Here is a 12,633-nt window from a genome sequence, read left to right as displayed (position 1 = left end):
ACAGGGATGTATTCACGCCGTCTTTACGGAACATCCCCCTTTACTGGCTGGAACGCACCCTCAGACACAGCAATCGAACGCATCATGAAACAGAGCAATCGAACGCACCATCAAACAGAGCAATCCAACCCAGCATCAGACACTACAATCCAACCCAACATCAGGCCCTAAGATGCACCTGATGCTGCTCCAGCCACACAGGGAAATCTTCGATGGGCATTGGACGGGCGTAATAATAGCCCTGTAAATGATCCACGCCGCGCTCACGCAGATAGTGTGCCTGCTCCGCGGTTTCCACGCCCTCAGCCACTAACGCAATGTTCAAACGCTGCGCCAGCGAAATCACCATATCTGTCACCGTGGCGTTAATCGCGTCGGTACCGATGGCCGCAGTGAAAATCTTGTCAATTTTTAGCACGTCTGGCTTCAGGTCTTTCAGGTAGGCGAGGGAACTGTGTCCGGTACCGAAATCGTCAATCGCCAGGCGCACGCCGATCTCATGCAACTGCGACACCACAGATTGATCAATCACCGGCAGCGCATCGCGCTCGGTCAACTCGACCACCAGCTTCGGCAGCGGGTTAGCGGGCCACCAGATACTTTGCAGATCCTCGACAATCGCACGATCGCGGAAATGGCTGGCGGCAACGTTAATCGCAATATGGAAAGAAGAACATTGCGGCAGGTTAGGTAACTCATCTACCACTTTAGCTAACACAAAGCGCGTCAGTGGTGCTATCAGGTTCTGACGCTCAGCTAGCGGGATAAACACATCCGGCGCAACCCAGCCTTGACGCGCATTGTGCCAGCGCAGCAGCAACTCCATGCCATCGCACTCACCACTTTTGGCATTGATCAGCGGCTGACAGTAAACCATAAATTCATTCGCGGTAATGCCATAGCTGATTTGCCAGCTGAGGCTCATGCGGTTCGCGGTGGCTAACCAAACGATATAACCCATCAGCAAGCTCAGCAACACTGCGAGCGGCAATTGGGAAGGCAGCGTATGCAACGCCAGACGTGCCGGAGAAGGGCCATACAAGGTAATGCTGTAGGGGTAACGCAGTGAAGCCTGATCGTAAGCCACTTCATCTTCCGATGGCACTGTCTCTTCAATCAACGGATTGCCATATTCCAGACTCTGTCCGCCGACATTAAAAATGGCCCGTTCGACCCAGGGTAACTGCGGCTCCAGCAAATAATTTGTCATCAATTCCACATTGATAACCTGCAGCAGCCCATCGCGATTATCCAGCGATTTGGGTGTCCACAGCAGCAAGACCGGTGAGCCTTTTAGCAGGTAATTATCGGTGGTCAGCATCATGCGCTGATTATTAATCGCCAACTCCGGATAGGTCTGGCTGAACGAAATATTGCGCGGGCCGTAAATACTGGAGCAGTAAATACTGTCATCCTGCACCAGCAGGATGGTGCGCACGGTCTGCAATGAAGAAATCTTTTCGATTAACGGATAGCGAACTTGTGCGCAAGGCACGCCAACCAGCCCAAGCGTGTTGTTGGCGGAGACATCCAGCGGGGAGAACATGCGGTCAAAGCGCTCAATGGCGCGACTGGCAAAATTCAGGGACTGCTGCTCAATACGCGATTTCTCTTCGATATAACGAAAAGTCAGCGTGAGAATCAGAACCAGCGCCGCGATCACCAACGCGATAAGCAAACGCTTACGGCGAAATTGACCGACAAATTGCTGGGGAATGAGCATCAGTAACCACCTTGCAAAACAAAAATTGAAGCCAAATTAACGTGTAGGTTATCGGCATTGAGGCGGCCAGGTTTAGCGCACCGCAGAGAAAAAAAGCGGCACTAAAAAACAGCGCGGCCACTAAGGGCCGCGCGCAAATTAATGTATCTGGTTTACTCACAGGGAGGTAGCGTGAGATGCAGAAAAAAATCTAATTGATTATTTTTTCAACACATCTGGTCAATCACATTGAACTTTGATCGCCAGACCACCGCGTGAGGTTTCACGATACTTGGCATTCATGTCTTTACCAGTTTCGTACATAGTTTCGATCACCTTATCCAGTGAAACACGTGGTTCACTGGTACGGCGCAACGCCATGCGCGCAGCATTGATGGCTTTCACTGAGGCGATAGCATTACGTTCGATACAAGGCACCTGCACCTGACCTGCCACCGGGTCACAGGTCAATCCCAGGTTATGTTCCATACCGATTTCAGCGGCGACACACACCTGCTCCGGGCTGGCGCCGAGCAATTCCGCCAGGCCTGCGGCAGCCATCGAACAGGCCACACCGACTTCGCCCTGACAGCCCACCTCAGCACCTGAAATCGAGGCATTCATTTTATACAACACGCCAATGGCACCCGAGGCCAGGAAGTAACGGATGAAGATGTCCGGCGTCACGGTCTCAATAAAGTGATCGTAATAGGCCAGCACCGCAGGGACGATACCGCAGGCGCCGTTGGTTGGCGCGGTGACCACACGTCCACCGGCGGCATTTTCTTCATTGACCGCCAGGGCAAACATGTTGACCCAATCAATCACGTTCATCGGATCATTGGAGTGCTTGGAAGAAGAAACCAGTAAACGACGCAACGAGGCAGCGCGGCGCGGCACGCGCAGTGGACCCGGCAATACGCCTTCCGTATTTAAGCCGCGATCGATACAGGCCTGCATGGTTTGCCACACGTTGCCGAAATAGGCATAAATGTCTTCACGGCTGTGCAGCGCCAGCTCATTCTTCATCACCAAACCGGAAAGGGACAATCCGCTTTCATGGCAGTGGCTCAACAACTCTTTGGCAGAGTTGAACGCATACGGCACCGAGACCTCATCCAGTACGGATTGGCCGAAATGCTCTTCATCAACGATAAATCCGCCGCCAATCGAGTAGTAAGTCTTGGTCAGGATCAACAGATCGCCGGCAAAGGCGAAAACCGTCATGCCGTTTTCATGCAACGACAGATTTTCACTGCGGAACACCATGCCGCCTTCGCGTGGAAAGTCGACTTCACGTGCACCGTTCGCCAGCAGCAGACGCTCGCGCTGCTCGACGTCTTTAATAAAAGCGGGAATGCTATCGATATCCACGGTGGCGGGCTCAAAGCCGGCCAGCCCCATAATGATGGCGATATCGGTATGGTGACCTTTACCTGTGAGCGATAGCGAGCCATAGACGTCGACGGCAATGCGCGTCACGTCTTGCAATTTGCCCTGTTCGGCCAGCAGATCAACAAACTGCTTGCCCGCTTTCATCGGACCTACGGTATGTGAACTGGATGGGCCAATGCCCACTTTGAACATGTCAAAAACACTAATCACCGGTGACACTCCTCACAAATCTTATTCTGTACGGCTGAGGCCGTTTATGCGGCTAATAGTAATCGCCCGCGTGACTCAGCGAGCAGCTTTTCGCATGAAATAAACTAATTATAAGCCACAGAAATAGTTATCCCATTCTGCGGCTGTGAAGTGGATCGAGTTTATGGCGGAAGTAACATGCAGCGCGGAACTCAGGGAAGGGCGATTTGCTGACTTAATGCGCGAATGATCCCGGCGGTCATGCCCCAGATAAAATAATCCTCATACCACGATAACCACACCTGATGTTGACGATGACCACGGCGCAAGGTGAGTCCACTGTAGCGACTGAGACGCAGGGCTTCTGCCAGCGGCATCGCGAAGGTGCTTTCCACTTCGTCAGGATTAATATTGAGAGGCAGGTCCGCTGGAATAATGCCGACCACCGGCGTGACGGCAAAACCGGTGCTGCTGGTCACGGGCGGTAACACACCCACGACGCTAACCTGAGCGGGGTGAATGCCGACTTCTTCTTCGGCCTCACGCAGTGCGGTGTGGATCAGCGAATCATCCGTTGCATCCTGCATGCCGCCAGGGAACGCTACCTGGCCCGCATGCTTACGCAGGTGGGATGAGCGACGCGTCAGCAGTAACCCCGGTTCAGCACCGTCGATCACCGGTACCAACACGGCCGCTCGCCGGCCGCTGATCACGCTTTTGGGTGCGCTCAGAGGAGGCTGCAGCACGAAGCGGTTCAGGAACTGGTCAAGCGTCAGGCTCATTTAAACCTCGCCGCTCAGGCTGGGCAAGATACGATTGACCTTGTGGAAGGTCTCCTGATATTCCAGCTCCACATCGCTGTCCGCCACCAGGCCACCACCTGCCGCACAATAAAGATGCTGATTTTCAGCGATTAACGTGCGGATAGTGATGCTGGTATCCATGCGACCACACAGGCTGATGTAACCGATGCTGCCGCACCAGGCGTTGCGGCGCTGCGGTTCCAGTTCCTCAATAATCTCCATCGCGCGAATTTTTGGTGCACCGGTAATGGAGCCGCCGGGGAAACAGGCGCGCAGGAGATCGGTTGCGCCGAGATGTTGAGGTAGTCGCGCTCGTACTGTGCTGACCAGATGATGCACCGCCGGGAAAGGTTCCACCACAAACAGCTCAGGAACGCTGACGCTGCCGGGTTCAGCAACGCGACCAATGTCATTACGCAGCAAATCGACAATCATCAGGTTCTCGGCGCGATCTTTTTCCGCATGGCTCAGTTTCTCAGCCTGCAAGCGATCGGCTTCTGGATCGGCTAAGCGTGGCAAAGTGCCTTTAATCGGTCGGGTCTCAATCTCCTGCTGCTGCAATGAGAGAAAGCGTTCCGGTGACAGGCTAAGAATGACGCTCTTAGGCAAGCGGATAAACGCACTGAAGGGCGCGCGGTTGTCGCGGTTGAGTCGTAAAAAGGCCAGCCACTCGTCGCCGTGATAGCGAGCCTGAAAGCGTTGTGCCAGGTTCACCTGATAACAATCCCCGGCTTGAATGTAGTGCTGAACCTGTGCAAAACGCGCGGCGTACTCATCAAAACTAAGGTTTGACTGCCAGTCGCTGGTTAGCGCAAAAGCTTTAGGCTGCGGAATCGCCTGCGCCTGCAGCCACTGCCAGCGTTGCCCGGCATCGGTGAGTGAAATCAGGGTGAGTTTTTGCTGATGATGATCCGCGATCAAAGCCCAATCGTAGATGCCGACTGCCATATCCGGCGTTGTCAGATCCTGCTCAGCGCGCTGCGGTAAGATTTCAAAGCGGCGTCCCAGATCATAACCAAACAAACCCAGCGCGCCGCCCTGGAAAGGCAGATCAGCATCAAACAGTGGAGTCGCGCCCAGCATTTCGCACTGTTGCTGCACCAGGTGCAGTGGATCATCGGCGGAGAGGATCACCTTGCCATCACAGTCGATTTCCGTCATCTCGCCGCGCGTGGTAAGCGTGGCACGGGGATCGGCGGTTAAAATGTCAAAACGATTATCGGCATGGTCGGCATGGCCAGAGGTGAGCAACATCGCCCAGGAACGATGAGCAAGCGCAGAAAAACGGTGCAACAGCGCATCCGGCGTATACTTCAGGTTAAGGGTTTTTACGATCATCGGGCTAATTAATCCAACAAGCAGGCGCGTAGCCTGGCACATTTTTTTGTCGCTGGCACCTGTTTGTTCCTCATGGAATAATGCGTCCCCCTTTGCACCAGGAGCAAATAATGTTTACAGGTCTTCCGGCTTTATCTCATGAACAGCAGCAGCAAGCTGTGGAACGTATCCAGGAATTGATGGCGGGTGGCATGGCGAGTGGTCAGGCGATTGCGCAGGTGGCACACGAGATCCGCCAGAGCTATCAGGGTGAATCGATTCGGGCGATGTTCGAAGACGACGAAGAAGACGAATAACGCCCGAAAGGGTTACATTACAGTGCGGCGATGATTTTGATTTCCACTTTGTACTTCGGATTCATCAAGTCGGCTTGCACGGTGCAACGTACGGGCGCGTTGTCAGGTGAAACCCACGCATCCCATGCACGGTTCATGGCCGGAAAGTCAGCTTTATCGACCAGGAAAATTGTGGCATCAAGGATCTTACTTTTGTCTGATCCGACTCGGGTCAGAATCGCGTCAATCACCGCCAGCGCGTTGGCGGTTTGCGCTTCGGCATCGTCATCCAGATTTTCTGGCACGCTGGTGTAATAGACGGTCTGGTTATGCACAACGGCTTCTGACATGCGGGGGGCGGGATCAATACGCGTAATGGTCATGGTGTTCTCCTGTAATTTCGCTGCGCTAGCCTGCCATATCCTGTAGGGCGCTGTCATCTGTTGTGGTCGCCTCAGGGGAATCCTGACATAATTACAGTGTTTTTGACCAATCGGTGAGGATGTGTGGCAGACGATTTTGCAGCTGATGGCGCGCTGGCGCAGGCTATTCCAGGTTTCAAACCGCGTGCCGCGCAGCGTGAAATGGCGCAAGCGGTCATGGAAGCGGTGAAGAAGGGCGGTGAGCTGGTGGTCGAAGCCGGCACCGGTACCGGTAAAACCTATGCCTATCTGGCACCCGCATTGCGTGCGAAAAAAAAGGTCATTATCTCGACCGGATCCAAAGCCTTACAGGATCAGCTGTATAACCGCGATTTGCCCACCATCGCTCGTGCCCTGAAGTTCAGCGGTAAAACTGCCCTGCTGAAGGGGCGTTCCAACTATTTATGCCTCGAACGTCTCGAACAGCAGAATCAAACGGGTGGCGATCTCACCGTGCAGGCGCTCGGGGATTTGATCAACGTGCGCAGCTGGTCAAATCAAACTTCGGATGGCGATGTCAGCAGCTGTTCCGGCGTCGCCGAAGACAGTCCGATCTGGCCGTTTGTCACCAGCACCAATGATAACTGCCTTGGCAGCGACTGCCCGCTCTACAAAGATTGCTTTGTGGTGAAAGCGCGTAAAAAAGCCATGGATGCCGATGTGGTGGTGGTGAACCATCATCTGTTCCTTGCCGATCTGGTGGTCAAAGAGGGCGGTTTTGGTGAACTGATCCCGGAAGCGGATGTGATGATTTTCGATGAAGCGCATCAGTTACCCGATATCGCCAGTCAATACTTTGGTCAGCAACTTTCGAGCCGCCAACTGCAGGATCTCGCCAAAGACATCATTATTGCCTATCGCACTGAAGTGCGCGACGTGCAGCAGCTACAGAAATCAGCCGACCGTCTGGCACAGTGCGCGCAGGATTTCCGCTTAACACTGGGCGAGCCGGGTTTTCGCGGCAATCTGCGTGACCTGCTAAGCGATAACAACATCATGCGCATGTTGACCCTACTGGATGATGCGCTGGAGCTTTGCTACGACGTCATCAAATTGTCGCTGGGTCGTTCGGCGTTGCTGGACGCGGCATTCGAACGCGCGGCACTGTATCGCACCCGTTTGAAACGCCTACGCGCCATTGATGAACCCGGTTTTAGCTACTGGTATGAGTGCACCAGCCGCCACTTTACGCTGGCGTTAACCCCGCTATCGGTCGCCGAACGTTTTCGTGAAGTGATGGATAACCGTAAAGCGGCGTGGGTATTCACCTCCGCCACGCTGGCGGTGAATGAGCAGATGAGCCACTTCTCCAGCCGATTGGGCGTCGATAAAGCCACCACCATGATTCTCGACAGTCCTTTCGATTACACCCAGCAGGCGCTGTTATGTGTACCACGCAATATGCCTGAACCCAATCAACCCGGCGGTGCCCGTAAGCTGGCACAGATGATGAAACCGCTGATCGATGCCAATAAAGGACGCTGCTTCTTCCTCTGTACTTCGCACAAGATGATGCGCGAACTGGCCGCTGAATTTCGCGCCTCGATGACTTTGCCGGTGTTGTTGCAGGGAGAAACCAGTAAAGGTCAGCTGCTGAAGCAGTTCCTCGATGCCGGCAACGCCTTGCTGGTGGCGACCAGCAGTTTCTGGGAAGGCGTTGATGTGCGTGGCGATGCGCTGTCACTGGTGATTATCGATAAGCTGCCGTTTACCTCGCCGGAAGATCCGCTGCTCAAAGCGCGCATGGAAGATTGTCGCCTGCGTGGCGGCGATCCCTTTAATGATGTGCAACTGCCGGATGCCGTGATCACCCTGAAGCAGGGCGTTGGCCGTTTAATCCGCGACACGGAAGACCGTGGCGTGCTGGTGATTTGCGATCAGCGTCTGGTGTCGCGCCCGTACGGCGGGTTGTTCCTCAATAGCCTGCCACCCACGCCGCGTACCCGCGATTTACAGCGTGCCATCGCTTTCGTCCGCCAGCCAGAGAAGCACTAATTTGTGCCCGGCTGTGTTAAGATGCGCGCCATTTTGACTTTCAGAGGTTGTTATGTCCGCCCGAATTTTAGCTCTGGACACGGCGACAGAAGCCTGTTCTGCCGCGCTGCTCAATCAGCAGCAGATCGATGCCCGCTTTGAAATCGCCCCGCGCGATCACACCCAACGCATCTTACCGCTGGTACAAGAGCTGTTGCAGTTGCAGCAGCTGGATCTGACCGCGCTTGACGTGCTGGCGTTCGGCCGTGGACCGGGTAGTTTCACTGGCGTGCGCATTGGCATTGGTATTGCGCAAGGGCTGGCGCTGGGTGCGAACTTGCCGATGATCGGCGTCTCTTCTCTCGCGACTATGGCTCAGGGCGCATGGCGCTTAACCGGCGCTAACCGCGTGCTGGCTGCCATCGACGCGCGCATGGGCGAAGTTTACTGGGCCGAATATCAGCGTGATGCTAACGGTGAATGGCAAGGTGCGGACTCGGAAGCCGTATTGAAACCCGAAGATGTGCAGGCGCGCATTGCCCAGCTAAGCGGTGAGTGGGCAACGGTCGGCACCGGCTGGGCGGCTTATCCGCATCTGTTAAGCTCGACGGGCGCAACCTTAGTGACCACAGAAGTGACGCTGCCAGCAGCGGAGGATATGCTGCCGCTGGCATTGAGTGCCTGGCAGCGCGGTGAGTCGGTGGCGGTGGAGAATGCCGAGCCGGTTTACCTGCGTAATGAAGTGGCATGGAAAAAGTTGCCGGGCCGTTAAGCGCCACGCAACTATTCCGTAAGCGCCCAGTCTAACTGAGAAATAACAGGAGAAGTGCTATGCCAATAAGTCGTAAAGGGATGTCTGGCGCTCTGTTAGCCTGCGCGCTGTTGCTCAGCGGCTGCGTTTCGGTGCCAGATTCCATTAAAGGGAGTTCTCAACTTCCACAGCAAGATTTATTACGCGTGATGAATGCGCCTCAGCTGTATGTCGGCCAGGAGTCACGTTTTGGCGGTAAAGTGGTGAAAGTCACCAATCTGACGGGCGTGACGCGCCTGGAGATCGCCACCCAACCGCTGGATGACAGTGCGCGGCCGCGTTTAGGTTCCGCATCGGTTGGGCGTATTTTCGCCGACATTCGCGGTTTTGTTGATCCGGTGGATCTGAACAATCAGTACGTCACGGTACTGGGTAATATCAAAGGCACCGAAAAAGGTGAGATTGGTAAAGCCAGCTACAACTTTGTGGTGGTGGATGTGCGCGGCTATCAGCGCTGGCACCTGACTCAGCAGGTGATGACGCCACCGCAGCCTATCGATCCCTGGATTTGGTATGGGCCAACGCGCCGTCATCCGGGTTACTGGGGGCCAAATCCTTATTGGGGGATGAACATGAATACCGGTCCCGCGCAGGTGGAAACTATCCTGACCGAATGATTCATCTTCATTATTTGACGGCCCGGTCGCGGCGCTCGCGACCGGGCTTTTTTATTGGGCGCGCAACCGATGCGCGAAATTTAGTGATGCGCTTCGCAACCTGAAAATGCCGAAACAGGCAAACTGGTACAATCAGTTAAAATATTGTTAACAACACTGATTGCAGAGGCGGCGATGGCTACGCAACAAGAATATCGGGGTGATTCTTTGAATAAGGTTTGGCTTAAACGCTATCCAGCAGATGTTCCTGCGGAGATTAATGCGGACCGTTATACCTCTTTGGTCGAACTTTTCGAGCACGCAGCATTGCAGTATGCCGATAATACGGCGTTCATTAATATGGGCCAGCCGATGACTTACCGTCAGTTGGATAAGCAAAGCCGCGACTTTGCCGCCTGGCTGCAGCAAGGTCTGGGCCTGAAGCAGGGCGACCGCGTGGCGCTGATGATGCCCAACCTGCTGCAATATCCGGTGGCGCTGTTTGGCGTGCTGCGTGCGGGTATGGTCGTCGTCAACGTGAATCCGTTGTATACGCCGCGTGAGCTGAAACATCAGCTGAATGACAGTGGCGCCAGCGCGATTGTGATTGTATCCAACTTTGCCCACACGCTGGAAAAAGTGGTCGCCGAGACGCCGATCAAGCACGTGATGCTGACGCGTATGGGCGATCAACTTGCCCCGGTCAAAGCCACGCTGGTCAACTTCGTGGTGAAGTATGTGAAGAAGCTGGTGCCGAAATACCATCTGCCCGGTGCGGTGCCATTCCGCAGCGCACTGCGGCAGGGCGCGCAGATGACTTACCAGCGTCCGACGCTGACTAACAGTGATCTGGCATTCCTGCAATACACCGGCGGCACCACCGGCGTCGCCAAGGGCGCGATGCTAACTCACGGCAACATGCAGGCTAATCTGGAGCAGACCAAAGCCACCTATGGCAAACTGCTGCGTGCGGGCAAAGAGCAGGTGGTCACGGCACTCCCGCTCTACCATATCTTTGCGTTAACGGTAAACGGCCTGCTGTTTCTCGATCTCGGCGGTACCAACCTGCTGATCACCAATCCGCGTGATATCCCCGGTTTTGTCAAAGAGCTAAGCAAATTCCCGTTCACCGCCATTACCGGCGTCAATACGCTGTTTAACGCGCTGCTCAACGACGAAAACTTTAATAAGCTCGATTTCTCCACGCTGCGTCTTTCTGCTGGCGGCGGCATGGCCGTGCAAAAGGCCGTGGCTGAGCGTTGGGAAAAACTCACCGGGCATTATCTGCTCGAAGGTTATGGTTTGACTGAATGTTCACCACTGGTATCGGTCAATCCGTATGACATCACTTGCCACACCGGCAGCATCGGTCTTCCTGTACCCTCCACGGATGTGCGTATCGTCGATGACGAAGATAACGATGTGGCGCCAGGTGAACCGGGTGAACTCTGTATTCGTGGTCCACAGGTGATGGTCGGTTACTGGCAGCGACCGGATGCTACCGAAGAAGTGTTGAAAAATGGCTGGCTGCACACCGGTGATGTTGTTACCGTTGATGGCGAAGGTTTTATTCGCATCGTCGATCGGAAGAAAGACATGATTCTGGTGTCAGGCTTTAACGTGTATCCTAACGAAATCGAAGATGTGCTGATGCAGCATCCGAAAGTGCGCGAAGCCGCCGCAATCGGTGTTCCCAGCGACCTTTCCGGCGAAGCGGTGAAAGTGTGCATCGTTAAAAAGGCTCCGTCACTGACGAAAGAAGAAGTGCTGGATCATTGCCGCCGTCAGCTCACCGGCTACAAAGTGCCGAAGATTATCGAGTTTAGAGATGAGCTGCCGAAGACCAATGTGGGCAAAATTTTGCGCCGCGAATTGCGTGACGAGGCGAAGCGAGAAGGGCAGTAAGCTGCCTTTCTCTCCAGGTTAACGCCGGCTCAGTCCGGCGTTTTTATTGCTTTTAACATGGAGCGCTGCGCGAAGTGTGCCGCAGCGAGAATGAATACGTGAATTACACCCTGATCGACCAAAACAGCCAGCTGGCTGCCGTGTGCGAACAAGCGCGCCAGCATAATGCCGTTGCGCTGGATACTGAATTCGTGCGCACGCGCACTTACTATCCGCAGTTGGGTCTGATCCAGCTGTTCGATGGTGAACAACTGGTTCTGATCGATCCGCTCAACATCAGTGACTGGACGCCGTTCATCGCACTGCTGCAAGACAAACAGGTGACGAAATTCCTGCACGCCGGTGGCGAAGATCTTGAAGTTTTCTTGCATCGTTTTAAATGCCTGCCTGATCCGATGATCGATACCCAAATCCTGGCGGCCTTCGCTGGGCAGCCGCTGTCATGGGGCTTCGCTTCGATGGTTAATCACTTTAACCAAATCGAACTGGATAAGAGCGAATCCCGTACTGACTGGCTGGCGCGCCCGCTCACTGAGCGTCAATGCGACTATGCCGCAGCAGATGTCGCTTATCTTCTGCCGATTGCCCATCAGTTAGTTGAGCAGACGCAAGCCGCAGGCAACATGGCTGCCGCGCTGAGCGAATGCGATAATCTTTGCCAGCGTCGTCTTGACGTTTTACAGCCAGAGGATGCATGGCGCGACATCACCAACGCATGGCAGTTGCGACCGCGCCAGTTGGCAGCGCTGCAACGCCTGGCGGCATGGCGTTTGAACATCGCCCGTCAGAAAGACATGGCCGTGAATTTTGTGGTGCGTGAAGAGAATCTGTGGAAAGTGGCGCGCTTTATGCCGGGTAGCCTGGGTGAGCTCGATCATCTGGGCCTGAACGGTCACGAGATTCGCTTCCACGGGAAAGCGATGGTGGCGCTGGTGGCGGAAGCGCAGGCACAGGATGAAGCGACCTTGCCACAACCGTTGCCCAATCTGATTGACCATCCGCATTACAAACAGGCATTTAAAGCAATCAAAGCGCTGGTGTTACAGGTAAGCGAAGAGACGGGTTTCAGTCAGGAGCTATTGGCTTCACGTCGCCAAATCAATCAGGTGTTAAGCGTATACTGGGGCTTGAAAAGCGGATGCCGTACACCAGAATTACTGACTGGCTGGCGTGGTGAATTGCTGCAAAAGCGAATCGACGAGATCCTGCAGGCGCTATAAGCG

The 12,633-nt window shown here is 54.7% G+C and carries 11 protein-coding genes; 6 read left to right on the top strand and 5 right to left on the bottom strand.

The window, feature by feature from the left end; all coding sequences use genetic code 11:
- Window positions 1-160 precede the first annotated feature (160 nt).
- The 4 genes from pdeD to pabB form a co-directional block, all read right to left on the bottom strand.
- Window positions 161-1,723, bottom strand: coding sequence for a cyclic di-3',5'-guanosine monophosphate phosphodiesterase PdeD (gene pdeD, locus AC6I8L_RS10775; RefSeq protein ID WP_058960158.1), 1,563 nt, complete (start codon window positions 1,721-1,723; stop codon window positions 161-163).
- Between the two features lie 219 nt (window positions 1,724-1,942).
- Window positions 1,943-3,307 carry an L-serine ammonia-lyase gene (locus AC6I8L_RS10770; RefSeq protein WP_058962469.1) on the bottom strand — a complete coding sequence of 455 codons (1,365 nt, stop codon included), beginning with the start codon at window positions 3,305-3,307 and terminating at the stop codon, window positions 1,943-1,945.
- 191 nt (window positions 3,308-3,498) lie between these two features.
- Complete coding sequence (locus tag AC6I8L_RS10765) at window positions 3,499-4,068, bottom strand: CoA pyrophosphatase (RefSeq protein ID WP_058962468.1); 570 nt, start codon at window positions 4,066-4,068, stop codon at window positions 3,499-3,501.
- A complete protein-coding gene (gene pabB / locus AC6I8L_RS10760; RefSeq protein WP_058962470.1) occupies window positions 4,069-5,427 on the bottom strand; it encodes an aminodeoxychorismate synthase component 1 in 1,359 nt (452 codons plus the stop codon). It abuts the gene before it with no gap.
- A gap of 110 nt (window positions 5,428-5,537) precedes the next feature.
- On the opposite strand from pabB, the gene AC6I8L_RS10755 reads away from it, so the two are divergent.
- Window positions 5,538-5,723 carry a YoaH family protein gene (locus AC6I8L_RS10755; protein ID WP_034828730.1) on the top strand — a complete coding sequence of 62 codons (186 nt, stop codon included), beginning with the start codon at window positions 5,538-5,540 and terminating at the stop codon, window positions 5,721-5,723.
- A gap of 17 nt (window positions 5,724-5,740) precedes the next feature.
- On the opposite strand, the gene AC6I8L_RS10750 is transcribed toward AC6I8L_RS10755, so the two are convergent.
- Window positions 5,741-6,085 carry a RidA family protein gene (locus tag AC6I8L_RS10750; RefSeq protein ID WP_034828732.1) on the bottom strand — a complete coding sequence of 115 codons (345 nt, stop codon included), beginning with the start codon at window positions 6,083-6,085 and terminating at the stop codon, window positions 5,741-5,743.
- A 123-nt stretch (window positions 6,086-6,208) separates the two neighbouring features.
- On the opposite strand from AC6I8L_RS10750, the gene yoaA reads away from it, so the two are divergent.
- From yoaA to rnd, 5 genes are all read left to right on the top strand, one after another.
- Window positions 6,209-8,119, top strand: a complete 1,911-nt coding sequence (gene yoaA / locus AC6I8L_RS10745; RefSeq protein ID WP_479398707.1) for a DNA repair helicase YoaA — start codon at window positions 6,209-6,211, stop codon at window positions 8,117-8,119.
- Window positions 8,120-8,171: 52 nt separating this feature from the next.
- A complete protein-coding gene (gene tsaB / locus AC6I8L_RS10740) occupies window positions 8,172-8,870 on the top strand; it encodes a tRNA (adenosine(37)-N6)-threonylcarbamoyltransferase complex dimerization subunit type 1 TsaB (protein ID WP_160869315.1) in 699 nt (232 codons plus the stop codon).
- 59 nt (window positions 8,871-8,929) lie between these two features.
- Window positions 8,930-9,526: a Slp family lipoprotein gene (locus tag AC6I8L_RS10735; protein WP_034828738.1), complete on the top strand. Its 597-nt coding sequence runs from the start codon at window positions 8,930-8,932 to the stop codon at window positions 9,524-9,526.
- Between the two features lie 207 nt (window positions 9,527-9,733).
- Complete coding sequence (gene fadD / locus AC6I8L_RS10730) at window positions 9,734-11,410, top strand: long-chain-fatty-acid--CoA ligase FadD (RefSeq protein WP_153012275.1); 1,677 nt, start codon at window positions 9,734-9,736, stop codon at window positions 11,408-11,410.
- Between the two features lie 98 nt (window positions 11,411-11,508).
- Window positions 11,509-12,630 carry a ribonuclease D gene (gene rnd, locus AC6I8L_RS10725; protein WP_058959851.1) on the top strand — a complete coding sequence of 374 codons (1,122 nt, stop codon included), beginning with the start codon at window positions 11,509-11,511 and terminating at the stop codon, window positions 12,628-12,630.
- Window positions 12,631-12,633: the final 3 nt, after the last annotated feature.

It is taken from the genome of Type-E symbiont of Plautia stali (assembly GCF_059731115.1).
Note: the sequence above shows the minus strand (reverse complement) of the source record. Positions and strands in the feature narration are given on the sequence as shown.